Source organism: Streptomyces lunalinharesii (genome assembly GCF_039532155.1).
Lineage (GTDB): Bacteria > Actinomycetota > Actinomycetes > Streptomycetales > Streptomycetaceae > Streptomyces > Streptomyces lunalinharesii.
On record NZ_BAAARK010000022.1, the window covers coordinates 30,863 to 55,426 of the forward strand.

21 protein-coding genes and 1 pseudogene are annotated in these 24,564 nt (G+C 72.5%); 8 read left to right on the forward strand and 14 right to left on the reverse strand.

Features of this window, described 5'->3' with window-relative positions; all coding sequences use genetic code 11:
• Positions 1–87: 87 nt before the first annotated feature.
• The 5 genes from ABD385_RS27885 to ABD385_RS27905 all read right to left on the reverse strand — a co-directional run bounded on the left by ABD385_RS27885 (position 88) and on the right by ABD385_RS27905 (position 5,097).
• A complete protein-coding gene (locus ABD385_RS27885) occupies positions 88–1,374 on the reverse strand; it encodes a beta-ketoacyl-[acyl-carrier-protein] synthase family protein (RefSeq protein WP_344581197.1) in 1,287 nt (428 codons plus the stop codon).
• A 76-nt stretch (positions 1,375–1,450) separates the two neighbouring features.
• Positions 1,451–1,699 (reverse strand): acyl carrier protein, encoded by a 249-nt coding sequence (locus ABD385_RS27890; RefSeq protein ID WP_016572342.1) that lies wholly within the window; start codon positions 1,697–1,699, stop codon positions 1,451–1,453.
• A 107-nt stretch (positions 1,700–1,806) separates the two neighbouring features.
• Positions 1,807–2,853 (reverse strand): ketoacyl-ACP synthase III, encoded by a 1,047-nt coding sequence (locus ABD385_RS27895; RefSeq protein ID WP_344581201.1) that lies wholly within the window; start codon positions 2,851–2,853, stop codon positions 1,807–1,809.
• Positions 2,854–2,866: 13 nt separating this feature from the next.
• Positions 2,867–3,823, reverse strand: a complete 957-nt coding sequence (locus ABD385_RS27900; RefSeq protein ID WP_344581204.1) for an ACP S-malonyltransferase — start codon at positions 3,821–3,823, stop codon at positions 2,867–2,869.
• Between the two features lie 89 nt (positions 3,824–3,912).
• Positions 3,913–5,097, reverse strand: a complete 1,185-nt coding sequence (locus ABD385_RS27905) for a PucR family transcriptional regulator (RefSeq protein ID WP_344581207.1) — start codon at positions 5,095–5,097, stop codon at positions 3,913–3,915.
• A gap of 58 nt (positions 5,098–5,155) precedes the next feature.
• Between ABD385_RS27905 and ABD385_RS27910 the strand changes: the two genes are divergently transcribed.
• Positions 5,156–5,827, forward strand: a complete 672-nt coding sequence (locus ABD385_RS27910; RefSeq protein WP_344581210.1) for a pirin family protein — start codon at positions 5,156–5,158, stop codon at positions 5,825–5,827.
• A gap of 23 nt (positions 5,828–5,850) precedes the next feature.
• On the opposite strand, the gene ABD385_RS27915 is transcribed toward ABD385_RS27910, so the two are convergent.
• Positions 5,851–6,672: a serine hydrolase domain-containing protein gene (locus ABD385_RS27915; RefSeq protein ID WP_344581213.1), complete on the reverse strand. Its 822-nt coding sequence runs from the start codon at positions 6,670–6,672 to the stop codon at positions 5,851–5,853.
• Positions 6,673–6,860: 188 nt separating this feature from the next.
• On the opposite strand from ABD385_RS27915, the gene ABD385_RS27920 reads away from it, so the two are divergent.
• Together ABD385_RS27920 and ABD385_RS27925 are read left to right on the forward strand one after the other, a co-directional pair.
• Complete coding sequence (locus tag ABD385_RS27920) at positions 6,861–7,376, forward strand: MerR family transcriptional regulator (protein WP_344581215.1); 516 nt, start codon at positions 6,861–6,863, stop codon at positions 7,374–7,376.
• A gap of 7 nt (positions 7,377–7,383) precedes the next feature.
• Positions 7,384–8,406, forward strand: coding sequence for an aldo/keto reductase (locus ABD385_RS27925; RefSeq protein WP_344581217.1), 1,023 nt, complete (start codon positions 7,384–7,386; stop codon positions 8,404–8,406).
• 62 nt (positions 8,407–8,468) lie between these two features.
• Here ABD385_RS27925 and ABD385_RS27930 read toward each other — a convergent pair whose 3' ends face one another.
• The 7 genes from ABD385_RS27930 to ABD385_RS27960 all read right to left on the reverse strand — a co-directional run bounded on the left by ABD385_RS27930 (position 8,469) and on the right by ABD385_RS27960 (position 16,659).
• The gene (locus tag ABD385_RS27930) at positions 8,469–9,755 is read right to left on the reverse strand and encodes an acyltransferase family protein (protein WP_344581220.1); all 1,287 of its coding nucleotides are present in this window, start codon (positions 9,753–9,755) and stop codon (positions 8,469–8,471) included.
• 114 nt (positions 9,756–9,869) lie between these two features.
• Positions 9,870–11,036 carry an alpha/beta hydrolase gene (locus ABD385_RS27935; RefSeq protein ID WP_344581224.1) on the reverse strand — a complete coding sequence of 389 codons (1,167 nt, stop codon included), beginning with the start codon at positions 11,034–11,036 and terminating at the stop codon, positions 9,870–9,872.
• Positions 11,037–11,249: 213 nt separating this feature from the next.
• Positions 11,250–11,933: a response regulator gene (locus ABD385_RS27940; RefSeq protein ID WP_344581228.1), complete on the reverse strand. Its 684-nt coding sequence runs from the start codon at positions 11,931–11,933 to the stop codon at positions 11,250–11,252.
• The gene (locus ABD385_RS27945; protein WP_344581231.1) at positions 11,930–13,345 is read right to left on the reverse strand and encodes a sensor histidine kinase; all 1,416 of its coding nucleotides are present in this window, start codon (positions 13,343–13,345) and stop codon (positions 11,930–11,932) included. Before ABD385_RS27945 ends, ABD385_RS27940 begins: the two co-directional genes overlap by 4 nt.
• Before the next feature lie 141 nt (positions 13,346–13,486).
• Positions 13,487–14,365, reverse strand: coding sequence for a DUF4429 domain-containing protein (locus ABD385_RS27950; RefSeq protein ID WP_344581234.1), 879 nt, complete (start codon positions 14,363–14,365; stop codon positions 13,487–13,489).
• A gap of 195 nt (positions 14,366–14,560) precedes the next feature.
• Positions 14,561–15,775 (reverse strand): alpha/beta hydrolase, encoded by a 1,215-nt coding sequence (locus ABD385_RS27955; protein ID WP_344581237.1) that lies wholly within the window; start codon positions 15,773–15,775, stop codon positions 14,561–14,563.
• A 221-nt stretch (positions 15,776–15,996) separates the two neighbouring features.
• Positions 15,997–16,659 (reverse strand): TetR family transcriptional regulator, encoded by a 663-nt coding sequence (locus tag ABD385_RS27960; protein ID WP_344581239.1) that lies wholly within the window; start codon positions 16,657–16,659, stop codon positions 15,997–15,999.
• Between the two features lie 115 nt (positions 16,660–16,774).
• Between ABD385_RS27960 and ABD385_RS27965 the strand changes: the two genes are divergently transcribed.
• On the forward strand, positions 16,775–18,376 hold the full coding sequence (locus ABD385_RS27965) for an MFS transporter (protein WP_344581242.1): 1,602 nt from the start codon (positions 16,775–16,777) through the stop codon (positions 18,374–18,376).
• 563 nt (positions 18,377–18,939) lie between these two features.
• Positions 18,940–19,364: pseudogene (locus tag ABD385_RS27970) on the forward strand (peptidase inhibitor family I36 protein).
• Between the two features lie 98 nt (positions 19,365–19,462).
• Here the strand turns inward: ABD385_RS27970 and aceE are convergent.
• Positions 19,463–22,210: a pyruvate dehydrogenase (acetyl-transferring), homodimeric type gene (aceE, locus tag ABD385_RS27975; protein ID WP_344581245.1), complete on the reverse strand. Its 2,748-nt coding sequence runs from the start codon at positions 22,208–22,210 to the stop codon at positions 19,463–19,465.
• Positions 22,211–22,727: 517 nt separating this feature from the next.
• Here aceE and ABD385_RS27980 point away from each other — a divergent pair.
• The 3 genes from ABD385_RS27980 (at position 22,728) to ABD385_RS27990 (ending at position 24,492) form a co-directional block, all read left to right on the forward strand.
• Positions 22,728–23,150 (forward strand): DUF3052 domain-containing protein, encoded by a 423-nt coding sequence (locus ABD385_RS27980; protein ID WP_039636896.1) that lies wholly within the window; start codon positions 22,728–22,730, stop codon positions 23,148–23,150.
• 150 nt (positions 23,151–23,300) lie between these two features.
• Entirely contained in the window at positions 23,301–23,759 is a 459-nt protein-coding gene (locus ABD385_RS27985; protein WP_344581249.1) for a peroxiredoxin, read from the forward strand.
• A gap of 157 nt (positions 23,760–23,916) precedes the next feature.
• On the forward strand, positions 23,917–24,492 hold the full coding sequence (locus ABD385_RS27990; RefSeq protein ID WP_016573708.1) for a TerD family protein: 576 nt from the start codon (positions 23,917–23,919) through the stop codon (positions 24,490–24,492).
• Positions 24,493–24,564: the final 72 nt, after the last annotated feature.

Below are 24,564 nucleotides of genomic sequence, written 5' to 3' on the forward strand. Positions count from 1 at the left end.
GCCCGTCCCGACGCGCGCGGGCCCGCCCGGTCGTGGTGACCGGGCGGGCCCGCGTACTGCCTGCGTCGGGGCGGCCTGGTGGGGCCGTCAGGCCGTGCGGAAGGCGAGGACCACGTTGTGGCCGCCGAAGCCGAACGAGTCGTTCAGCGCCGCGATCCGGCCGTCGGCCGGCAGCGCCCGGGACTCGCCGCGGACGATGTCCGCGTCGACCTCGGGGTCGAGGTTCTCCAGGTTGATGGTCGGCGGGGCCGTCCGGTGGTACAGCGCCAGGATGGTGGCGACCGTCTCCACGCCGCCCGCGCCGCCCAGGAGGTGACCGGTCATCGACTTGGTGGCGGAGACCGCCATGTGGTCCACGTCGTCGCCGAAGACCTTGCGCAGCGCCTTCAGCTCCGCCAGGTCGCCCTGCGGGGTCGAGGTGGCGTGCGCGTTGACGTGCACGATCTCGGACACGGCGAGGTCGCTGTTGTCGAGCAGGTTCTGCAGCGCGTGCGCGATGCCGTTGCCGGACGGCTCCGGCTGCACGATGTCGTGGCTGTCGGCGGAGATGCCCTGGCCGACCGCCTCGGCGTAGACCCGGGCGCCGCGCCGGGCGGCGTGCTCGGCGGACTCCAGGACGATCACGCCGGCGCCCTCGCCGAGGACGAAGCCGTTGCGGCCGCTGTCGAACGGGCGGGAGGCGCCCTGCGGGTCGTCGTTGTTCTTCGACATCGCCATCATGTTGCCGAACGCGGCGATCGGCAGCGGGTGGATGGCCGCCTCCGTACCGCCCGCGACGACGATGTCGGCACGACCGGTGCGAATCATCTCGATGGCGTAGCCGATGGCCTCGGAGCCGGAGGCGCAGGCGCTCACCGGGGTGTGCACACCGGCGCGCGCGTTGACGTCCAGGCCGACGTTGGCCGACGGCCCGTTGGGCATCAGCATCGGCACCGTGTGCGGGGAGACCCGACGGACGCCCTTCTCGCGGAGGACGTCGTACTGGCCGAGCAGCGTGGTCACGCCACCGATGCCGGAGGCGATGACGGTGCCCAGCCGGTCGGGGTTGACCGAACCGGCCGGCCCGGCGGCCGCGTCCGACTCGCCGGCCTTGGCCGTGAAGCCGGCGTCCGCCCATGCCTCACGGGCCGCGATCAGCGCGAACTGCGCCGAGCGGTCCAGTCGGCGGGCCTGCGGGCGGGGCAGGATCTCGGTCGGATCCACCGCTGCCTGCGCGGCGATCTTGACCGGGAGGTCGGCCGCCCAGTCCTGCTCCAGGGGGCTGACGCCGGACCGGCCGGCGAGGAGACCCTCCCAGGTCGAAGCGCTGTCGCCACCCAGCGGTGTGGTTGCGCCGATACCGGTGACGACCACGGTGCGATTGGTCGCGTTCACGGGAATTCTTACTCCACGGGTAGAGGTGTCTGAATCGACGGCGCCACCGCGGGGTGGCGACATGCGCTGCGCCAGATCAGGACTGGTGCTTGAGGATGTAGTCGGTCGCGTCACCGACGGTCTTGAGGTTCTTGACGTCGTCGTCCGGGATCTTCACGTCGAAGCGCTCTTCGGCGGCGACGACGACCTCGACCATGGACAGCGAGTCGACGTCCAGGTCATCGGTGAAGGACTTGTCCACCTGGACGTCCTCGGTGGGGATGCCGGCGATCTCGTTGACGATCTCGGCGAGACCCTTGACGATCTCTTCCTGAGTGGCGGCCATGATGGCGCTCCTTCGATTAGCGGGAAACTGCTTGTTTTACGGTGAAGCGGTGAAGGTCCCGCAGCGGCCGGCCCCTCGTGCTCGGTGCCGGGCTGCGCAGATCTTGCCTAGGGGAGAGTAACGACCGTCGCGGCGTACACGAGACCCGCCCCGAAGCCGATGACCAGCGCGGTGTCCCCGCTCTTGGCCTGACCGGTCGCCAGCAGCCGCTCCATGGCGAGCGGAATCGAGGCGGCCGAGGTGTTGCCGGTGGTCTCCACATCACGGGCGACCGTGACGCTCTCCGGCAGCTTCAGAGTCTTCACCATCGAGTCGATGATCCGCATGTTGGCCTGGTGCGGAATGAAGACGTCCAGGTCGTCCGGGCTGACTCCGGCCGCGTCCAGCGCCTGCTGGGCGACCTTCGCCATCTCGAACACCGCCCACCGGAAGACCGCTTGGCCCTCCTGGGTGATGGCGGGGTAGCGGACCGCCTCGGGTGCGGGACGCTGCTCCGGACCGTCGCCACCGGGGGTCGGGGTGGTGCGGTACACGTCCCAGGAGAGGGTCTGCTTGATCGTCTCGGACTTGTCGCCCTCCGAGCCCCACACCGTCGGGCCGATCGCCGGCTCCTTGGCCGGGCCCACGATGACCGCACCGGCGCCGTCGCCGAACAGGAAGGCCGTCGCCCGGTCCTCCAGGTCCGTCAGGTCCGAGAGCCGCTCGACGCCGATCACCAGGACGTACTCGGCGGAGCCCTCGGTGATCATGCCCTTGGCCAGGGTCAGTCCGTAGCCGAAGCCGGCGCAGCCCGCGGAGATGTCGAACGCGGCCGGCTTGCCCGCACCGACGAGGTGCGCGATCTCGGTGGCGATGGCCGGGGTCTGCTTGAAGTGCGAGACGGTGGAGACGACCACCGCGCCGATCTGCTCGGGCGTGATGCCGGCGTCCGCGATGGCCTTGCCGGACGCCTCGACCGCCATGGTCGCGACGGTCTCGTCGGGGCCCGCCCAGTGGCGGGTGGAGATGCCCGAGCGCGAACGGATCCACTCGTCGGACGAGTCGATGTGCTTGAGGATCTCCTCGTTGGGCACGACGCGGGTCGGGCGGTAGCCGCCGACACCCATGATCCGTGCGTACGGGGCGCCCTTGGAAGGCTTGATCTTCGAGGTCATGCGCTGCGGACTCCTATTCGGCCGATGCTGCGGGCGCGGCGTCCGCTGCGTTGGTGATCAGCTCACGGGCCGCGTCCAGGTCGTCGGGCGTCTTCAGGGCGAGCGTCTTCACCCCGGGCAGGGCGCGCTTGGCCAGGCCCGTGAGGGTGCCGCCGGGAGCGGCCTCGATGAGCGCGGTGGCACCGAGCTGCTGGAAGGTCTCCATGCAGCGGTCCCAGCGGACCGGGTTGGCCACCTGGCCGACCAGTCGGCGCACCACTTCCTGGCCGGAAGTGACCGCCTGGCCGTCCTTGTTGGAGACGTAGCGGGTGCGCGGGTCGGCCGGCGACAACGCGGTGACGGCGGCTTCCAGGGCCGAGACGGCGGGTGCCATGTGGTGAGTATGGAACGCGCCGGCCACCTTCAGCGGCACGACCCGGCGGGTGCCCTCGGGCTTGTTCTCGACCAGGGTGGCGATCTGCTCGGCGGTGCCGGCGGCGACGATCTGTCCGGCGCCGTTCACGTTCGCCGGGGTCAGGCCGAGCTTCTCCAGGTGCGGCAGGACGACGTCCTCGTCGCCGCCCAGCAGCGCGGCCATGCCGGTCTCGGTGACCGCGGCGGCCTCGGCCATCGCCAGCCCGCGGCGGCGCACCAGCGTCATCGCCTCGGCGTCGGAGACGGTGCCGGCCAGGGCCGCGGCGGCGAGCTCACCGACGCTGTGGCCGGCCGTCGCACCGACCCGCGCGACGACCTCGGCGGTGCCCGGGAAGAGCTGGCGCGCCGAGATCAGGGCGGCGGCCACCAGCAGCGGCTGGGCCACCGCGGTGTCGCGGATCTCGTCGGCGTCGGCCTTGGTGCCGTAGTGGACGAGGTCCAGGTCGATGGCCGCGGACCATTCGCGAAGCTGGTCCTCGACCCCGGGGAGGTCGAGCCAGGGGATCAGGAAGCCGGGCGTCTGAGCGCCTTGGCCGGGAGCGACGAGTACGAGCACCCTCACACTCTCTCTTGTGGGAGGTCCCGCCCGCCCGTGGGGACAGGGACGAAGAACCATCGGGGGAATTGTTGGTGTTCGACAAAAGTCTAGGGTTGAGCCTCACTGTCGGCGAGACGCCCCAGGATCAGAGCGATACGCAGCGTAAATGCGGACCGCACGTCGGACGGTGACCAGCCGGTGACGTCAGTCACACGTCGCAGCCGATAGCGCACGGTGTTGGGGTGGACGAACAGCATCCGCGCCGCGCCCTCCAGGCTGCTCGCCTGCTCCAGATAGACGCTCAGTGTTTCCAGGAGCGCCGAACCGGCCTCCTCCAGCGGTCTGTAGATCTCCTCCACCAGCTGCTCGCGCGCGACCGGGTCCGAGGCCATCGCGCGCTCCGGCAGCAGATCGTCCGCGAGCACCGGCCGGGGGGCGTCCGGCCAGGCCGCGCAGGCCCGCAGCCCGGCGGCGGCGGCCTGCGCGGACCGGGTCGCGGCGAGCAGGTCGGCGACCACCGGACCGGCCACCACGGGCCCCGCCGCGAACGGCCCGATCAGCGCCTTGGCGGCCTTGAGCGGATTGTCCGAGCCGCCCGCGATCACCACCAGCCGGCTGCCCAGCACCCCGGTCAGCACCTGGAGCTTGGCGTGCCGGGCGGCCCGCCGGATCGCCTCGACGGTCAGCTCGCTGTCGCCGTCCGGGGCGGTGCCCAGCACCACGCACACGTGCTCCGGCGCGTTCCAGCCGAGGGCCGCGGCCCGGGAGACGGCGCCCTCGTCGGCCTCGCCGGAGAGCACCGCGTTGACCACCAGGGACTCCAGGCGGGCGTCCCACGCGCCGCGCGCCTCGGCGGCCTGGGCGTAGACCTGGGCGGTGGCGAAGGCGATCTCGCGGGCGTAGACCAGCAGCGCCTCGCGCAGCACCGACTCGTCGCCCGGTGCCGCGACCTCGTCGATCGCGGACTCCATGACCTCGATCGTGGTGCGGACCATCTCCACCGTCTGCCGCAGGGTGATCGCCCGGGTCAGCTCGCGCGGCGCCGTCCCGAACACGTCGGTGCTGATCGCCTGGGGCGTCTCCGGGTGGCGGAACCACTCGGTGAACGCGGCGATGCCGGCCTGTGCCACCAGGCCGATCCAGGAACGGTTCTCCGGGGGCATCGCGCGGTACCACGGCAACGTGGCGTCCATGCGGGAGATCGCTGCGGCCGCCAGCTTGCCGGAGGAGTTCTCCAGCCGCCGGAGGGTCGCGGAGTGCGGGTGCGCGTCGCGCGATGCGGGTTCAGACACGAGACCAAGCCTGCCCTATCGGGATGAGGGGGTGGAGCGGTGGGGCTACGGTGGCCCGATGATTCAGGTGCGCAGGGGCGCGAAGCGCTATCGGGGCGGTGACGAGGCCGCCGGCATCGCCTCGCGGCACGCGTTCTCCTTCGGCCCCCACTACGACCCGGACAACCTGCGCTTCGGCGCGCTGGTCGCCTGCAACGAGGAGCGCCTGGCACCCGGCGCCGGGTTCGACGAGCACCCGCACCGGGACACCGAGATCGTCACCTGGGTCGTCGAGGGCGAGCTGACCCACCGCGATGCGACGGGCCGTGCCACGACCGTACGCCCCGGCGACCTCCAGCGGCTCAGCTCCGCCGGCGGCGTCCGGCACGTGGAGCGCAACGACGGCCCGGCACCGCTGCGCTTCGTCCAGATGTGGCTGACGCCCCTCGCGCCCGGTGGCGAGCCGGAGTACGCGGTGGTGCGGGGCGTCGCCGAGGGCACGCCGCTGCCGGTGCCCCGGGCCGGCGCCACGCTGCGGGTGTGCCGCCTCGGGGCGGGCGGGCGCACCGCCGTCCCGGATGCCGCGCGGGTCTACGTCCACGTCGTACGGGGCGAGGTGCGGCTCGGCGCCGAGGATCTGGCGGCCGGGGACGCGGCGCGGATCAGCGAGGCGCAGGGCCTGGAACTGGTGGCGCCGGCGGGGGCGGAGTGCCTGGTGTGGGAGATGGGGCCGGAGCCGGTCTACGGGTGAGCTACTGGGACCGGGGGCCGGCCTCAGCCGTTGCCGGCCAGCTCGGCCAGGACCGCGTCGGTCAGGACCGGCCACGCCTGGACCGCCCACGGCCCGAAGGCCCGGTCGGTCAGCGCCACGCAGGCCGCCCCGGCCACCGGATCCACCCACAGGAACGTGCCGGACTGCCCGAAGTGCCCGAAGGTGCGCGGCGAGGAGGCGGCGCCCGTCCAGTGCGGGGCCTTCCCGTCGCGGATCTCGAAGCCCAGTCCCCAGTCGTTGGGCTTCTGGTGGCCGTAGCCCGGCAGCACCCCGGTCAGGCCCGGGAAGACCACCTGCGTCGCCGCCGCGAGGGTCTGTGGCGCCAGCAGCCGCGGTGCCTGGAGCTCGGCCGCGAAGCGGAGCAGGTCCGCGACGGTGGAGACGCCGTCCTTGGCCGGGGAGCCGGCGAGTTCGGTCGCGGCCATGCCCAGCGGGGCCAGCACCGCCTCGTGCAGGTACTGCGGGAACGGGATGTCGGTGGCCTTGGCGAGGTGGTCGCCGAGCGCCTCGAAGCCGGCGTTGGAGTAGATCCGGCGGGTGCCGGGGGCGGCCACCTGGCGCGCTTCGTCGAACGCCAGCCCCGAGGTGTGGGCGAGCAGGTGACGGACCGTGGAGCCCTCGGGGCCGGCCGGCTCGTCCAGCTCGACGGCGCCCTCCTCGACGGCCAGCAGCGCCGCGTAGGCGGCCAGCGGCTTGGTGACCGACGCCAGCGGGAAGCGGTGCTCCAACGGGCCGTACGATCCGACCACCGAGCCGTCGGCCCGTACGACGGCGGCCGCCGCGGTGGGCACCGGCCAGTTCTCGATCATCCCCAGGCTCTGCATGGGGCCGAGCCTACGGGGCGCCCGAACGCCTTCAAATTCCGGTCAAGACTGCCCGCCGCCGGTGCTTGCTTGGAGTGCACTCCAACTCTTTAGCGTTGAGGACGTCGAGAGGCGCCCGGCACGACATCCGGTGCGCCACGGCATCGGGGGCGGTGGCGCACCCGGGAACGACGAGGGGAAGACGCGGCATGACGGTGACGCAGAGCGAACCGGTGACCAGCGACACGGTGGTGGCGGGCCTGCCGGAAACGGTGTGCCCCAGGCCGCGGCCGGCGACGCTCCGGGGCTGCGGGACCACCCGCGCGGACTATCCGCGGCCGGCCGGTCGCGACCGGTACACCATCAGCGAGGTGGCCCAGCACACCGGACTCAGCGCCCACACCCTGCGCTGGTACGAGCGGATCGGCCTGATGCCGCACGTGGACCGGACGCACACCGGGCAGCGCCGCTTCACCAACCGCGACCTGGACTGGCTCGACCTGGTCGGCAAGCTCCGGCTGACCGGCATGCCGGTCGCGGACATGGTCCGGTACGCGGAGCTGGTGCGCGAGGGCGAGGGGACCTTCGCCGAGCGCGAGGAGCTGCTCACCCGGCACCGCGCGGACGTCCGACAGCGGATCGCGGAGCTGGAGAGCACCGCCGACGTCCTCGACTACAAGATCGGTATCTACGCCGACGCCCGACGGGCGTCCGAGAGGGTCTGAAGTTCTCATGGCGAACGACACGAAGATCGACACCGTCCGGCTGGGCGCCAACGGCCCGCAGGTGGGTGTCCAGGGCCTGGGCTGCATGGGCATGAGCTGGGCCTACGGCCCCACGGAGGACGCCGACGAGGCGCGAGCCACCCTGGAGCGCGCGCTGGAGCTGGGCGTCACGCTCTACGACACCGCCGACGTCTACGGCGACGGCGAGAACGAGCAGTTCATCGCCCCCTTCATCCGGGCGCACCGCGACGAGGTCGTCCTGGCCACCAAGTTCGCGCTGGCCAACGACCCGCAGGACCCCACCAAGCGCACCATCCGCAACGACCGGCCCTACGTCCGCCAGGCCGTCGAGGACAGCCTGCGGCGCCTGGGCGTCGAGCAGATCGACCTCTACTACATGCACCGCCGCGACCTGCGCGTCCCCCTGGAGGAGACGGTCGCCACCATGGCCGAGCTGGTCGCCGAGGGCAAGGTCAAGCACCTGGGCCTGAGCGAGGTGACCGCCGCCGAGCTGCGCGCCGCGCAGGCCGTGCACCCGATCGCCGCGGTCCAGTCCGAGTGGTCGCTGTTCAGCCGCGACATCGAGGCGGGCGTGGTGCCGGCCGCCGCCGAGCTCGGCGTGGCCCTCGTCCCCTACTCGCCGCTCGGCCGCGGCTTCCTCACCGGCGCGTTCGTCCACGCCGACCAGGAGCTGGCCGCCGACGACTTCCGCCGTCAGCAGCCCCGCTTCACCGGCGACAACGCGGCCGCCAACGCCGCGCTGCTGGAGCCGGTCCGCACGGTCGCCGACGCGCACGGCGCCACCCTCGGCCAGATCGCGCTGGCCTGGGTGCAGCAGCAGGCAGCCCGGTACGGGCTGACGGTCGTCCCGATCCCCGGCACCCGCAAGCGCAGCCGGGTCGAGGAGAACACCGGCGCGACCCGGATCGAGCTGACCGCCAAGCAGCTGGCCCTGTTGGAGCCGATCGCGGACAAGGTGGCGGGCGACCGCTACGCCGACATGCAGTTCACCTCGGCCGGGCGCGAGTAGCACCGGCCGGCCCGGGGCGCCGCGGCGGGCGCCGTCCGGTCCGCCGCGGCGCCCCGCGCCCGTCACGCGTAGCCCAGGGCGAACACCGCGAAGGCCGCCGCCAGCACCGCCGCGAGCGCCCGCCGGGCCCCGCCGACCCCCGTCCACGGCGCCTCGAAGCGACGGGTCACCGCGCCGATCAGGACGAGCAGGACGGCGAAGACCGGCAGCCACGCCAGCCGCACCGCGAGCCAGCCGAGCGTGTCCGGCACGGCGGTCAGGCCCGGTACGGCGCCCGCCAGCGCCGCCGGCACCGCCGCCGCGAACATTGCCGTCTGGTGCCAGCACAGGATCGTCATCGCCGACAGGTTGATCATGACCACCGGCGCCCACAGGGCGGGCCGGCGCAGCAGTCGCGCCAACGCGTCCCGCAGCAGCACCGCCGCGCCGGACTGGGCCGCGGCCAGCGCCAGCACCAGCAGCGACGGCGGGTGGGAGTTGACCCGGTCCTGACCGGGGACGCCCACCATGCTCGCCGGGTAGTGGAAGAACAGCAGCAGCGCGGCGAACAGCGCGGCGCCGCCCAGCAGCAGGACCCGGGCGGCGGGCCGGCCCAGCCGCCCCTCGGCCCAGCAGACGCCGAGCTGGTAGCCGAACAGCCAGCCGGGCAGCAGGTTCAACAGGCCCCACCAGGACGGCACCGCCGCGGCGAACGGCCCGTAGCGCAGGGCGTCCACCGCGGCGACCCACACCAGCAGCACCGCCGCGCTCCAGACGCCCGTCCGGCGGGCGGCCGCGACGCAGAGCGGCGTGAGCGCGGTGACCACGGCGTAGATCCCGACGAACCACAGCGGCTGGATGACCAGCGTGGCCCCCGTGCGCAGCGTCGCGGTGGACACCCCCAGGCCGTGCAGGAGCGGGACCAGCACGGCCCAGACGGCGGTCACGCCCAGCACCGGGCGGCCCAACCGGGCGAGCCGGCCGCCCAACCACCGGGCGGTGGAGCCTCCTTGGGCGGCGCTCCGCCGCAGGGACAGCACCGAGGCGTGCCCGCCGACCAGGAAGAAGACGCCGAGCATCTGGAGCAGCCAGCTCGCCGGGGCGAGGAAGCCGAGGGCGGTCAGCGGGCTGGCGTTGTGCAGCGTGCCGTCGGCGTCCCGGGTGAAGCCGCCGAGCAGCCAGTGCCCCGTGGGGACCGAGAGCAGGGCCAGTGCCCGCAGCCCGTCGATGGCCCGGTCGCGGTGGGCCGGGGTGCGGGCGTCGAGGGCGCGGACGGCTGCGCCGGCCCGGGCGCGGAGCGCGGGCAGGGCGGCGCGGGGGCGGCTGGTACCGGTGGGTCTCGTGACGGGAACGGGGCTCTCGGTGGTCATGGGGCGTCCTTGGTCGAAGGAGGTGCGGGGCGGGGCGGGGCGGCCCCGGGGCCTAGCGGGGCGGCACCTGCGGGGGGCGGTGACGTCGGTCGGCGCCGCGGCGGACGAAACGCCCTAGTGCACGTCGCCGTAGCGCCCCAGGGCGATCGCGGCGAAGTTGCGGAGCGAGTCGGTGCCGGGGGCGAGGTAGCCGGTGTGGCCCTGGGCCCGCTCGGCGGGGACCCGGCGGGCGCCGAACGCCGGATCGGTGGGGTCGGCACCGTGCCCGAGCCCCAGCAGTTCGACGTGCGGGACGTTGCCGATCCAGTCGGAGGCGTCCCGCGCCGCCCAGACCCGGGCCGTGGTGCGCAGTTGCCCGGCGTCGTCCCGGCGCATCCCGGGCGAACCGAAGACCACCAGGTCGGCGAGCCGGCCGCGGCCGGCGTGCGGGACGGCCAGGCCGCACACCACCGACCCGTAGCTGTGGCACAGCACGGCCGGGGCGGGGGCGCCGGTGGCGGCCAGGCCGCTCAGGAAGCGGCTCAGCCGGGGCGCGCCGGCCTCGGCGAGCCGGCCGGTCGCGGCGTCCGGGCCGAGGCCGACCGGGGTGGTGTACCCGACCCAGGCGATCACCGCGGTCCGCACCTGGGGCGCCTCGACGGCCATCTGCCGGCGCAGCGACGCGGCCATGCCGGTCGGGGTGCCGTACGGGTCGGTGGTGCGGTCGAAGGTGGTCAGGTCGATGTCCGAGCCCGGCACGATCACCGCGACGTGCTGCGCGGTCGCCAAGTCGCCGTGCACTTCGGCCACTTGGCCGCGCCCGCGCGGATCGAAGGCGAGGATCCGGCGGCCGGGCGCGAGCAGCGCGGCGTACCGGGCGGCCGTCCGCTCGGCCTGCTGGTGGTCCTGGCGGGTGCCGGCCGGGTCGGTGGCGCGGGCCAGCTCGCGGTCCCGTTCCGCGCGCAGCGCACGGGCGTTGGCCGCGTACCGCAGGGCGATCGGTGCCCCGTCGAGGTTGCCGACGGTGAGCGGGTGCCGGGCGACGAGGGCCCGTTGCCGGGCGTCGGACAGTCCGGCGAAGAACCGGGCGACCGCGGCGGGGGAGGCGCTCGCCGGGTCCGGCAGCCGGACCCCGAGCGCGTGGTCGGCGCGCCAGGCGGCGGCGCCGGGGGCCGGGCCGGTGACCGCGGTCTGTGCGGAGCCGGCCGCCCAGCCGCCGGTCCCCGCGACGACGGTCAGCGCGAGGACGGCGGCGGCGAGCGTCCGCTTGCTGCGCCGGGCGGCGCTCCGCAGCACGGTCATGGTGGTCTCTCCCTCATCCAGCGGTGTGGCGGAGGGAAAGATAGGAAGCCGGTGGGTGACGCGGCGTCACACCGCGGAGCCAACTCCCGGGTGATACCGGGGTAGGGGGTCCCGGCCGGCGGTCGTACCCGGGGAGGAGGAGTCGGGGGCTGTCCCGTCGGGGACGGTGGGGCTACCCCGAAGGACGGGTGGGGACAACCCGAAACGGCGGTATCAGAGCTCGCCGGGCGAGACCAGTCCCGACTCGTAGGCGAAGATCACGGCCTGGGCGCGGTCGCGCAGCCCCAACTTGGCCAGCACCCGGCCGATGTGGGTCTTGACGGTCTGCTCGGCGAGGATCAGCCGGTCGGCGATCTCCTGGTTGGACAGCCCGCGGGCGATCAGCTCCAGGACCTCCGTCTCGCGCGGGGTGAGGCCGTTGAGCCGCAGTGCGGCGCGGTCCGCGGGGCGGGCCGCCGGCCGCTGCCGGGCGAAGTCGGCGATCAGCCGGCGGGTCACCGACGGCGCGAGCAGCGCCTCGCCGGCCGCCACCACCCGGACCGCGGAGATCAGGTCGGCCGGCGGCGCGTCCTTGAGCAGGAAGCCGGAGGCGCCGGCGCGCAACGCCTCGTAGACGTAGTCGTCGACGTCGAAGGTGGTCAGCATCAGCACCTTCGGTCGGTGGACGACCCCGACCGGCGGATCGAGCAGCCGACGCGCCGCCTCCAGCCCGTCCATCTCCGGCATCCGGACGTCCATCAGCACCACGTCGGGGTGGAGCCGCCGGCTCAACTCCACGCCCTGCACGCCGTCCGCCGCGTCGCCCACCACGTCGATGTCGGCTTGCGCCGCGAGCAGCGCGGCGAATCCCGCCCGCACCATGGCCTGGTCGTCGACGATGATCACGCGGGTCGTCATGGGGCGTCGGAGTCCTTCGCTGGGTGGGGGCCGGAGGGCGGGAACGGTGCGGAGAGCGGGAGTTGGGCGGCGACCCGGAAGCCCCCGCCGGGCAGCGGCCCGGTGTCCAGCGTGCCATCCACCAGGCGCACCCGCTCCCGCATCCCCACCAGACCGTGCCCGGTGCCGCTGGTCTCCAGCGGCGCGGACAGTGGCGGGGCGGGGCGTTCGTTGACCACCAGCACCGTCAGTCGCGAGCCGCCGCCGGTCGTCGTCACCGACACCCGGGTCGGCGCGCCCGGGGCGTGCCGCACCACATTGGCCAGCGCCTCCTGGACGATGCGGTACGCCGACAGGTCCACCGCGGGTTCGGGCGTCACCGGCTCCCCGGGCAGCACCAACTCCACCGGCACGCCGGCCCGTACGGTCGCCTCGACGAGCTTCGGCAGCTGGCCGATCCCCGGCTGCGGGGCCCTCTCCGGGCCGTCCTGCCGCTCGGTCTCCTCACTGCGCAGCACCCCGAGGAGCCGGCGCATCTCGGCCAGCGACTCGCGGGCGCTCGCCGCGATCGCCCCGAACTCCTCCTGGGCCTCGCGAGGTATCCCGCTGATGCGGTACGGCGCACTGTCCGCCTGGACCGTGATCACCGACATGTGGTGGGCGACCACGTCGTGCAGTTCGCGGGCGATCCGGGTGCGCTCCTCCAACAAGGTGCGCCGCGCCCGCTCCGCCTCGCTGATGGTCTCCTGCTCCTGCAACTTCCGCTGGGCGTCGCCCCGTTCCCGCAGGGCGGCGCCCAGCAGCAGCACCACACCGGACAGCACGAACATCAACACCGAGGCGCTCTGGCTGCGCTCGGGCGCGACCGCGTCGAAGAGCATCCCGGTCACCCCGGTCGTGAGCCAGACCGCGATCAGGGTGCGCCGGCGCTCGCGCACCGACAGCGCCAGCATCAGCGCGAGATAGCCGACGATCACCGTGGGCGGCCACGGCCACGGGCGGCCCGCGACCCCGTCGACGCCGGTCAGCACCACCGCACAGACGACGTTCGCCGCGAACATCACCCACCACGCCTGCAGCGGCCGGGTCACCGCGAGCAGCAGCGGCACGCTCTGCGCGGTGGCCAGCGCACCGGCCAGACCACCGGCCACGCCGTAGTCGTTGCCGAGGACGTTGACCCCCGACGGCAGCAGGGACACCGCGAACCCGAACGCCACCACGTACGGCAGCCGGCGCGCCCACCGTCTGCGTGCGCTGTCGAACAGCGGGATGCCGGGGCTGGTCGGCGTGCCGAGCTCGGTGGTGAGCACCCGCAGTGCCGACCGCGCGGCCCGCAGCACGTGGCGGGCGGCGCGCAGCGCGGCGGCGCGGACCGGCCGGCGCCCGTCGTCGCCGGTCGGTTCGTCTTCGGGGGGAAGGGATCGTGTGGACATCGCGGGATCAATGTAAGCGGACCGCGCACGCCCCGGCGTCATACCGTGGTGCGGGCTTGTGCCCCGTACCACGGTATGACGCCGGGGCGCGCGGGCCGGAACGCCGTCGGGCGCCGGCCGGGGAGCCGCTGGCGCGCCGCGCTACAGCTCCGCCAGCAACTCCGCCTTCTTCGTGCTGAATTCGTCGTCCGTCAGCAGCCCCGCCCCGTGCAGTGCGCCGAGGTGCCGGATCCGGTCCGCGATGTCGGCGGGGTCCCGGCCGGCGCTCCCGGCCCGCCGCACCGGTGCCCGCTCCACCGCGTCCGGCGCCTGCTCCGCGCGGCGCACGGCCTGGAGGACGGCGGCCGCGAACGGCAGGGACTCGTGGACCGGGCCGTAGCCGAGCCCGAAGACCACCGAGGCCGGGTCCTGGTCGGCCTCGCCCGGCCGGGCCTCGGGGGCGGCGCGCTCCAACAGCCGCAGATGGCCGTTGAGGACCTCCGGCGAGCGCCACTCCACACCGGCCAGCGCGTCGATGGCGAAGGTCTGGTCGCCGCTCTTCCACTTGGCCGACGACGCGCCCGTCCAGAACCACCGGAAGGCCACCGCCTGGCCGTCGAACGTCGCCTTGCCGTCGTACGCCTTGAAGTGCAGCGGGGGTTCCGGCGCGGTCACCAGGTGCCGGTCCGCGGGCTCTTCGGCGGCGGGGTGCAGCGCGGTGCGCAGCTCGTCGGCGTAGTACGAGGCCAGCAGCTCGCGCTCGGCCGGCAGCACCAGCCGGTAGGGGTCGGCGTCCTCCTTCAACTGTCCGTCGGCCACCTCCATCAGGGGGTCGGCGCCCCGTCGTGGCACGGCGTGCAGCACCACCGTGCCGCGCCTGCCCGCGGAAACCGTGACGGATCTCAGCGCCTCGTACGGAATGCGTCGCTCGCCGAGCGCCTGGAACAGCTTCGGCCTGCGGATCCCCCGTTCGAAGCGGATGAGTACGGAGTCCGAGTCGAACTCCCAGACGGCGTGAAAACCGGCCAGCACATCACCCATGTGGCTCATCGTAAGCGGGTGGTTGCCCGCCCGTCCCCCTTCCGGACGCCAGCGCTGCGCGTGTCGCGGGACCCCCGTCGACCGGCGCTCTTCCTGCCCTGTTCACGTCACTTCGTGCGGGCGCGGTTCCCGCGGGTACGGCCCGTCCCCGGGCGCCGGGCCGTACCCGCGGCAACCGCCGGTGCGGACCGGCCGTCAGGCCAGGTCCGCGCTGCAGCGGGGGTCGGTGGCGGCGCAGTCCACCGACCCGAGGTCACCCACGCCGACCAGCGCGAAGTTGTGCAGGCTCTGGGTGCCGGCCGCGAAGTACCCGGCATGGCCGGCCGCGCCCTGCGCCGACAGCACCCGGGCCCCGAAGGACGGATCGACCGGGTCGGCGCCGTGGCCGAGCCCACCGACCTCCAGGTACGGCACGTCCTGGATCCAGTCGTCGGCGTCCCGCATCGCCCAGACCCGGGCGTGCGTGCCGAGCCCCGCCACGCTCCCGGCCCGCATGCCGGGGCTGCCGGCCACTGCGATGTCGGTGACGTTGTCGGGCAGGTTCCGGGCGGCGAGGCCGCACACCACGGACCCGTAGCTGTGGCAGAACAGGGAGACGGAGTCGGCGGACGGCAGCGCGTTGACCAGGGCGCGCAGCCGGATCGCGCCGGCCTGGGCGAGCTGCCCGGTGGCCGCCTCGACGCCCAGCCCGGACGGCGTGGTGTAGTCGGCCCACGCGATCACCGCGGTACGGGCGCCGGGACGGGCGGTCCGCTCGGCGGAGTACAGGGACTCGGCCATGCCCACGGGGGCGGCCGTCGCCTTGGCGGTGCGCTCGAAGGTGGACAGGTTGGTGTCGACGCCGGGCACCACGACGGAGACCCGGTCGGCGGTGCGCAGATCGCCGAAGACCTCCGCGGCCCGGCCGTCGCCCGCCGGGTCGAACGCCAGGATCTGGCGCTCGGGGCTCATCAGCGAGGCCAGGCGGTGCATCAGCCGGCTCGCCTCCTGGCGGCCGACCGGGGTGAGCCGGTGGTCGCCCATGCGTCGCTCCTCGACCTTGCGGGCGGCGTCGATCGCCATCCGGTTGGCGTCGTAGCGGAGGGTGACGGGGGCGCCACCCATGTTGCCGACGGCGAGGGGGTAGCGGGCCGCGAGCTGCCGTCCCTCGGCCGGGCTGAGGGAGGCGAAGAAGGCGCGCAGGGTGGCCGGGGCGGCGTCGGGGTGGGGCAGCGGCCGTCCGTGGAACGTGGCGTGCCGCCAGGCGGCGCGCGCGGTGGCCAGCGGGTTGGCGTCCTCCTTGGTGTCTCTGATGGCCGTCCACCCCGTCAGGGCGAGCATCACGAACACCACCAGCAGAGCGAGCGAACCTCGCCACACGGTGGACTGCAGGAAACCGGAGGAGGGGCCGAGGCCCGAGAAAGAAGTCACCGCGGGCCACCCTAGGAGACGCGACGGGCACCCGTGGACACCCGTGAGCCATCTCACGTTTCGGGCAGGGTATTTGTGAGGAATCGGACAGATCGCAAAGCAGTCCGAAACTCAGTCGTGCGGACCCCGACGCGTTCGGAAAAGCGCGGAAGGAACCGGTCACGGACCGGACGGGGAGCGTCACCCCTGGTCATGGGCGCGCGCGAAGGGCGGCGAACGCCTCAGCGGCTGCGGCCCGTCCGCCAGTCCGTCTCGATCGCCGGCCCCATGTGGTCCAGATAGGACCGCGTCAACTCCCGGATGCCCGCGACGCTGCAGTCGTGCCCCTCGCCCCACACCTTCCCGGCGACCCGCATCACCCCGCTGAACGCGGCGACCAGCACCCGCGGCCGCGGATCGGCGTCCACGTCCAACCCCTCGCGCCGGGCGATCAGCTGGGCGATCTGCTCCTCCAGCTCGGTGGAGCGCCGCAGGTGCGCCGCGATCAGCGCCGGCGTCGACTCGATCATGCGGAACGCCCGCATGTGCAGGTCCACCGGGATCACCGACGCGATGGCGTCGCCGATGTCGTCCCAGGCGGTCAGCACGGCGCCGCGCAGCGCGGACAGCGGCGGCTCGTCCGCCGGGCGGGCGTGCAACTCCTCGATGAAGCGGGCCTCGACCATGTCCTGGACGGCGAAGACGACGTCCTGCTTGTTGGCGAAGTACCGGAAGAAGGTGCGCTGGGAGACGTCCACGGCCTCGGCGATCTCGTCGATCGTCGTCGCCTCGTAGCCGCGCTCCGTGAACAGCTCCAGCGCGGCGCGGATCAGCGCGTCGCGGGTGCGTTGCTTCTTGCGTTCGCGCAGCCCGGTGGGGGGTGTCTGCGGCGTCGGGTCCGCCATCTCGCGCCGCCTTTCCGTGGAGTTCTCGCTGCTCACGATACCTGTGAGCTAAATGACAGTTACCGACTCATGAATTATTTTGTCAACTGTCAGTTGCTGACATTAGCCTCGAAACATGAGCTCTCAGACCCCGGTCGCCGACGTCGCACCGGAACTTCCCGTACCGGAGCCTCGCAAGGGGTTGCGGGGCCATCCCTGGCTGACCCTCTTCTCCGTCGCCATCGGCGTGATGATGGTGGCGCTCGACGGCACGATCGTCGCCATCGCCAACCCGGCCATCAAGGCGGACCTCAACGCCTCGCTCGCCGACGTGCAGTGGATCACCAACGGCTACATGCTCGCCCTGGCCGTCGCGTTGATCACGGCCGGCAAGCTCGGCGACCGCTTCGGGCACCGCCAGACGTTCCTCATCGGCATCGTCGGCTTCGCCGCCGCCTCCGCCGCCATCGGATTCTCCAGCGAGGTCACGCTGGTCATCGTCTTCCGCGTGCTCCAGGGCGTGTTCGGCGCGCTGTTGATGCCCGCCGCGCTGGGCCTGCTGCGCGCCACCTTCCCCGCCGAGAAGCTGAACATGGCCCTCGGCATCTGGGGCATGGTCATCGGCGCCTCGACCGCCGGTGGCCCGATAGTCGGCGGACTGCTGGTCGAGCACGTCAACTGGCAGTCCGTCTTCTTCATCAACGTGCCGGTCGGCGTGGTGGCCCTCGTCCTCGGCCTGGTGATCCTCAAGGACCACCGCGCGGAGAACGCTCCCCGCTCCTTCGACATCCCCGGCATCGTGCTGCTGTCCGGCGCGATGTTCTGCCTCATCTGGCCGCTGATCAAGGCCACGGAATGGGGCTGGGGCTCCATGACCACCTGGGGCTTCCTGATCGGCGCGGTCGTCCTCTTCGCGCTCTTCGCCGTCCTGGAGAGCAAGGTCCGCGAGCCGCTGATCCCGCTGCGGATGTTCCGTTCGGTGCCGCTGACCGCCGGCACGGTCCTGATGGTGCTGATGGCCTTCGCCTTCATGGGCGGCCTGTTCTTCGTGACGTTCTACCTCCAGAACGTGCACGGCATGAGCCCCGTGGACAGCGGACTGCACCTGCTCCCGCTGACCGGCATGATGATCGTCGGCTCGCCGCTCGCGGGCGCGCTGATCACCAAGTTCGGCCCGCGCATCCCGCTGGTCGGCGGCATGGTCATCACCGCCGTCGCGATGTACGGCATGTCCGGGCTGGACGCCGGCACCACCACCGGCCCGATGTCCGTCTGGTTCGCCCTGCTCGGCCTGGGCCTCGCGCCCGTCATGGTCGGCGCCACCGAGGTCATCGTGGGCAACGCCCCGCTGGAGCTCTCCGGTGTCGCCGGCGGTCTGCAGCAGGCCGCGATGCAGGTCGGCGGCAGCCTGGGCACCGCCGTGCTCGGCGCCGTGATGGCCTCCCGCGTCGACAGCGACCTCCCGGGCAAGTGGCAGCAGGCCGGCCTCCCGCCGCTGTCGCCCGAGAAGCAGTCCCTGGTCTCCGACGCCGTCTCGGCCGGCCTCGCCCCGGTGCCGAAGGGCACCCCGAAGCCGTTCGCCGAGAAGATCGTCGCGGTCGCCCACGACACCTTCGTCTCCGGCATGGGCCTCGCCTTCTCCGTCGCCTGCGGCGTGGCGGTCCTCGCCGCCGTCGTCGCGCTCTTCACCAAGCGCGGGGCGAACGCTTCGGCGGGCGCCGGCGTCGGCCACATCTGACCCCCGGCGCCGCGGAGTTCCGCGGCGTCACCCGGTCCGCCCAGCGGCGCGCGACCGGCCGAACCACCCCCTCGGCCGGTCGCGCGCCGTTGCGCGTTCCGGGCCGTCGACCGGACCCGCGACGATCCCGTCGCCGTCAACCCCCGCCCCGTCGCCGCCCCTCGCCGACAACCGCCGCCGCCCAGGCCGCAGTTGGCCCCCTGCCCGGAGCCACATCCCTCATCCGGATGACGCGAACCGGGAACCGACCCGCCCGGTCGCCGCCTCCTGGACGACGGGTCGGCCCGCGCCCCTTGCCGCGCCCGCGAGGAACGGTTTCCGCGCCCCGCCCCCACCCGCCACGGCACGTCAACTCCGCGCATCGGCCGACGCGTTCACGCTCTGCGGGGCGTCCACCTCCCTGATCCGGGTGGAGCACCCGTCCCGGGCTTGGCCCAGCCGCCCGCTTCGCCGCACGATCGAACCCGAAGCCGCGACGGGCACCGGCCCGCCGCGGACACCACCGCCGTGGCCCGCGCCGAGACCCGCGCGCCCCGCCACGGCCGACACGGGGAGCGATTCTCATGCGCAACCACACGTCCGGCACGTCCCGCACCGTCCGCCGCGCCGCGCTGGTCACCGGCCTCGCCGCGCTGGCCGCGGCCCTCGCCACGCCCTCGTCCACGGGTGCTCCCCTCGCCCACGCGGCCGGCGGTGGCCGCAGCACCGCCGCGTCCGGCGACTGCTCGGCCGGCCAGTTGTGCCTGTGGCCGAAGCCGGAGTTCGGCGGCCGGCCCACGAACTGTCCGGCACCGACATCGAGAGCTGCGTGACCCTCCCCGAGGGGACGACCGCCGCCTCGCTCGCCAACCGCACCGGCCGCCCGGTCACCACCTACCAGAGCGCCGTCTGCGCCGAGACCGGCGAGTTCGACACCTATCCGGGCGGCGGCAGCTGGGTGCCCCGTTCGCCGTACCAGGTGAGGGCGTTCAAGCTGTGGGAGCACTGAGCGGTCCGTCCCGGGCGGACGCACCGCGCCCCCCGACCGGCGGGCTTCGCCGGTCGGGGGGCGCGGGGGAGACGGTGCGGCGGATGGCCGCCAAGCGGTCAGGCGTCGCCGCCGGCCTCACCCGCGTCGGCGGCCGTCACGTCCAGCAGCTGGTAGCGGTCGATGGCCTGCTTGAGCAGCGAGCGGTCGACCTTGCCCTCCCTGGCCAGCTCGGTCAGCACGCCCAGCACGATCGACTGGGTGTCGATGTGGAAGAAGCGGCGGGCGGCACCGCGGGTGTCCGCGAAGCCGAAGCCGTCGGCGCCCAGCGACTGGTAGGTGCCGGGCACCCAGCGCGCGATCTGGTCCGGGACGGAACGCATCCAGTCCGACACCGCGACCTTCGGGCCCTCGGCGCCCTGGAGCTTCTGCGTCACGTAGGGGACGCGCTGCTCCTCCTCCGGGTGGAGCAGGTTGTGCTCCTCGACCGCCACGGCCTCGCGGCGCAGTTCGTTCCAGGAGGTCGCCGACCACACGTCGGCCTTGACGTTCCACTCGTCGGCGAGGACCTGCTGGGCCTCCACGGCCCACGGCACGGCGACGCCCGAGGCGAGGATCTGGGCCCGGTGCTCGCCCTTCTCGCCCGCCTTGATCCGGTGCAGACCCTTGAGGATGCCGTCGACGTCGACGTCCGCCGGCTCGGCCGGGTGCAGGATCGGCTCGTTGTAGACGGTCAGGTAGTAGAAGACGTCCTCGCCCGGCTTGCCGTCGGCGGTCTCGCCGTACATCCGGCGCAGACCGTCCCGGACGATGTGCGCGATCTCGTAGCCGAAGGCCGGGTCGTAGGCGACGCAGGCCGGGTTGGTCGAGGCCAGCAGCTGGGAGTGGCCGTCGGCGTGCTGCAGGCCCTCACCGGTCAGCGTGGTGCGGCCGGCGGTCGCGCCGAGCACGAAGCCGCGGGAGAGCTGGTCGGCCATCTGCCAGAACTGGTCGCCGGTCCGCTGGAAGCCGAACATCGAGTAGAAGACGTAGACCGGGATCAGCGGCTCGCCGTGGGTGGCGTAGGCGGAGCCCGCGGCGATCAACGACGCGGTGCAGCCGGCCTCGGTGATGCCGTCGTGCAGCATCTGACCGGTCGGCGACTCCTTGTAGGCCAGCAGCAGTTCGCGGTCCACCGACTCGTAGGCCTGGCCCAGCGGGTTGTAGATCTTGGCCGACGGGAAGAAGGCGTCCATGCCGAAGGTGCGGTACTCGTCCGGCGCGATCGGCACGAAGCGCTTGCCGATCTCCTTGTCCCGCATCAGGTCCTTCAGGATGCGGACGAACGCCATGGTGGTGGCGATCTTCTGCTGTCCGGAACCCTTCTTGGCGGTGGCGTACGCCTTGTCGCCGGGCAGCGCCAGCGGCTTGGCGCGCACGACCCGGGTCGGCACGTAGCCGCCCAGCCCGTGCCGCCGGTCGTGCATGTACTGGATCTCCTCGGACTTCGGGCCCGGGTGGTAGTACGGCGGCAGGCCGTCTTCCAGGTCCTTGTCCGGGATCGGCAGGTGCAGCCGGTCGCGGAAGCGCTTGAGGTCCTCGACCGTCAGCTTCTTCATCTGGTGCGTGGCGTTGCGGCCCTCGAAGTTCGGGCCGAGGGTCCAGCCCTTGACGGTCTGGGCCAGGATCACGGTCGGCTGGCCCTTGTGGGCCTTGGCCGCCGCGTACGCCGCGAAGATCTTCCGGTGGTCGTGACCGCCACGACCCAGGTGCAGGATCTGGTCGTCGGTCATGTTCTCGACCATCGCGCGCAGTCGGTGGTCGTCACCGAAGAAGTGCTCGCGGATGTACGCACCGGTCTCGGTGGCGTAGGTCTGGAACTGGCCGTCGGGGGTGGTGTTGAGCTTGTTGACCAGGATCCCGTCGCGGTCCTGGGCCAGCAGCGGGTCCCAGCTCCGGTCCCAGACCAGCTTGATCACGTTCCAGCCGGCGCCGCGGAACTGCGACTCCAGCTCCTGCATGATCTTGCCGTTGCCGCGGACCGGGCCGTCCAGGCGCTGGAGGTTGCAGTTGACGACGAAGGTCAGGTTGTCCAGGCCCTCGCGGGCGGCGATGGACAGCTGGCCGAGCGATTCCGGCTCGTCCATCTCGCCGTCGCCGAGGAACGCCCACACGTGCGACTTGGAGGTGTCGGCGATGCCGCGGGCCTCCATGTAGCGGTTCATCCGGGCCTGGAAGATCGCGCCGAGCGGGCCCAGGCCCATCGAGACGGTCGGGAACTCCCAGAAGTCCGGCATCAGCCGCGGGTGCGGGTAGCTGGAGAGGCCGTCGGGGGCCTTGGACTTCTCCTGGCGGAAGGCGTCCAGCTGGCCCTCGCTGAGCCGGTCCAGCAGGTAGGCGCGGGCGTAGATGCCGGGGGAGGCGTGGCCCTGGAAGAAGACCTGGTCGCCGCCGTCGCCCTCGTCCTTGCCGCGGAAGAAGTGGTTGAAGCCCACGTCGTACAGCGAGGCGGAGGAGGCGAAGGTGGCGATGTGGCCGCCGACGCCGATGCCCGGGCGCTGGGCGCGCGAGACCATCACGGCGGCGTTCCACCGGGTCGCGTTGAGGACCTTGCGCTCGATCTCCTCGTTGCCGGGGAAGAACGGCTCGTCCCTGGTCGCGATGGTGTTGACGTAGTCCGTGCTGCGCATCTCGGGCACGGCCACCCGCCGCTCGCGGGCGCGCTCGATCAGGCGGAGCATGAGGTAGCGGGCACGTTCCCGGCCTCGCTCGTCGACGGCCGCGTCGAGCGAGTCGAGCCATTCCCGGGTCTCTTCGGGATCGAAGTCCGGGACCTGGCTGGGAAGGCCGCCAATGATGATCGGGTTTCGATCGGATCCGGAAGCCACGCTGTTCCTTCGCGTTCGGTTCGTATCGTGCTCTGCCTGTTACTGCCGCTGCGCACGGGGACGAAAGCTGTCTGTGCCTTGTGTCGCGCCGTCTTCCATCGTGTACCGAGCCACTGGGGTACGTCACCTCTACCGATGGGTAACCACCCGCGGAGAGAGGGCGCGGAAAGGGCCGAGTCCTGGGGCCGGCCAAATCGCAACCATACGCCCATCTCGAACGGCCACGGCGGGCGGACGGGCGGCTCCGGCCGGGGGAGGCGCGCCGCTCCGATACCCTGCGCGGAGGCCATTCCTTCCCGCCTACCCCATATACCCGGCACAATGCTGTGGTGCGTATCACTTCATGGTGTCCTGGTGGGGGCCGGGCCACGGCGCCGGGCCCGTCGATCGTCACCGTTTCGGCGGTCTCGATCGCCGGGTACTTGCGCGATCCGCCCGGCACGTGTGGACTACGGCCAATGCTCCGCGCACGCGCGGAGTTCCCGAGTACTTTCCGAAACATGACAGGAGGCAATCCGTGAGCGCGACCGCGGACCACGCGGAGGAGCGGACCAACCCTGCGACCAAGCTGGGGTTCGAGCCCGGACAGGTGGTCCAGGAGATCGGCTACGACGACGACGTCGAGCAGGAGCTCCGCGAAGGCATTGAGGCCATCATCGGCCAGGAACTCGAGGACGAGGACTACGACGACGTCGCTGATGTCGTCGTCCTGTGGTTCCGAGACGACGACGGTGATCTCACGGACGCGCTGGTGGACGCCATCGGTCTGATCGACGAAGGCGGCCAGATCTGGCTGCTGACGCCCAAGACGGGGCGCGACGGCTACATCGAGCCGAGCGACATCAACGAGGCCGCACAGACCTCGGGTCTGTCGCAGACCCGGAGCATCAACGCCGGCAAGGACTGGACCGGCAGCCGGCTGATCTCGCCCAAGCGCTGATCGGCCGCATCACCTCACGTCCGCACCGAGCCCCTTCCGGAGCCTTCCGGAAGGGGCTCGGTGCAGTTCAGGCGCGGTGCGCCGGCGCTGCGGGCCGCCGCGTAGGGTGGTTGTGTCCAGGACAGAGTGAGGCGGGAAGGAAGCAGTCCCATGGCGATCGAGGTCGGCACCGTAGCCCCGGATTTCGCGCTGCGGAACCAGCACGGCGAGCTGGTGAGGCTCTCCGACTTCCGCGGTGCGAAGAACGTCGTCCTGCTCTTCTACCCGTTCGCCTTCACCGGCGTGTGCACCGGCGAGCTCTGCGCGCTCCGCGACGAGCTGCCGAAGTTCGTCAACGACGACGTGCAACTGCTGGCCGTCTCCAACGACTCGCCGTTCTCGCTGCGGGTCTTCTCCGACCAGGAGCGCCTGGGGTACCCGCTGCTGTCGGACTTCTGGCCGCACGGCGAGGTCTCCACCGCGTACGGCGTCTTCGACGACGAGAAGGGCTGCGCGGTCCGCGGCACCTTCGTCATCGACAAGGAGGGCGTGGTGCGCTGGACGATCGTCAACGGCCTGCCCGACGCCCGCGACCTGAACGACTACGTCAAGGCCCTCGAAGCGCTCTAGGCCCGGCGTGCCGGACGTTCGACGGGACATCCGTCAAGATCGATGTGCGTTATCTGCATTCGGCGGGAACCGGTCACTAGGATCAAATCGTTGATCCGATGCCATGCACGATGGGGGCGCACATCATGACGTACCCCTCGAATCTACGGGAGGACTCGTGGGAGTCAGCCTCAGCAAGGGCGGCAACGTCTCGCTGACGAAGGAAGCCCCCAATCTGACCGCCGTTCTCGTCGGTCTGGGCTGGGACGCGCGTACCACCACCGGTACGGACTTCGACCTGGACGCCAGCGCCCTGCTGACGAATGACCAGGGCAAGGTCGCCAACGACCAGAACTTCGTGTTCTTCAACAACCTCAAGAGCCCGTGCGGTTCGGTCGAGCACACCGGTGACAACACCACCGGTGAGGGCGAGGGCGACGACGAGGCCATCAAGGTGAACCTCGCCGGCGTTCCCGCCGACGTCCACAAGATCGTGTTCCCGGTGTCGATCTACGACGCCGAGACCCGCCAGCAGAGCTTCGGCCAGGTGCGCAACGCCTACATCCGGGTGGTCAACCAGGCCGACGGCAACGAGCTGGCGCGCTACGACCTGAGCGAGGACGCCTCGACCGAGACCGCCATGGTCTTCGGCGAGCTGTACCGCAACGGCGCGGAGTGGAAGTTCCGCGCCATCGGCCAGGGCTACGCCTCGGGCCTGCGCGGCATCGCGCAGGACTTCGGCGTCAACGTCTGAGCGCACGGCGCGACCGCGTCCGGCGCCGTACGTCCCCGTCCGGGGAGTGCGGCGCCGGGTGCGTTGTGCGGG

Excerpts from the sequence above, each read along its gene's own strand:
- ABD385_RS27890 (WP_016572342.1), bottom strand. The coding sequence starts at position 1,699 with ATGGCCGCCACTCAGGAAGAGATCGTCAAGGGTCTCGCCGAGATCGTC.
- ABD385_RS27895 (WP_344581201.1), bottom strand. The coding sequence starts at position 2,853 with ATGACCTCGAAGATCAAGCCTTCCAAGGGCGCCCCGTACGCACGGATC.
- ABD385_RS27935 (WP_344581224.1), bottom strand. The coding sequence starts at position 11,036 with ATGACCGTGCTGCGGAGCGCCGCCCGGCGCAGCAAGCGGACGCTCGCC.
- ABD385_RS27950 (WP_344581234.1), bottom strand. The coding sequence starts at position 14,365 with ATGGGTGATGTGCTGGCCGGTTTTCACGCCGTCTGGGAGTTCGACTCG.
- ABD385_RS27915 (WP_344581213.1), bottom strand. The coding sequence starts at position 6,672 with ATGCAGAGCCTGGGGATGATCGAGAACTGGCCGGTGCCCACCGCGGCG.
- ABD385_RS27960 (WP_344581239.1), bottom strand. The coding sequence starts at position 16,659 with ATGGCGGACCCGACGCCGCAGACACCCCCCACCGGGCTGCGCGAACGC.
- ABD385_RS27985 (WP_344581249.1), top strand. The coding sequence starts at position 23,301 with ATGGCGATCGAGGTCGGCACCGTAGCCCCGGATTTCGCGCTGCGGAAC.
- ABD385_RS27930 (WP_344581220.1), bottom strand. The coding sequence starts at position 9,755 with ATGACCACCGAGAGCCCCGTTCCCGTCACGAGACCCACCGGTACCAGC.
- ABD385_RS27925 (WP_344581217.1), top strand. The coding sequence starts at position 7,384 with ATGGCGAACGACACGAAGATCGACACCGTCCGGCTGGGCGCCAACGGC.
- ABD385_RS27945 (WP_344581231.1), bottom strand. The coding sequence starts at position 13,345 with ATGTCCACACGATCCCTTCCCCCCGAAGACGAACCGACCGGCGACGAC.
- ABD385_RS27965 (WP_344581242.1), top strand. The coding sequence starts at position 16,775 with ATGAGCTCTCAGACCCCGGTCGCCGACGTCGCACCGGAACTTCCCGTA.
- ABD385_RS27910 (WP_344581210.1), top strand. The coding sequence starts at position 5,156 with ATGATTCAGGTGCGCAGGGGCGCGAAGCGCTATCGGGGCGGTGACGAG.
- ABD385_RS27920 (WP_344581215.1), top strand. The coding sequence starts at position 6,861 with ATGACGGTGACGCAGAGCGAACCGGTGACCAGCGACACGGTGGTGGCG.
- ABD385_RS27940 (WP_344581228.1), bottom strand. The coding sequence starts at position 11,933 with ATGACGACCCGCGTGATCATCGTCGACGACCAGGCCATGGTGCGGGCG.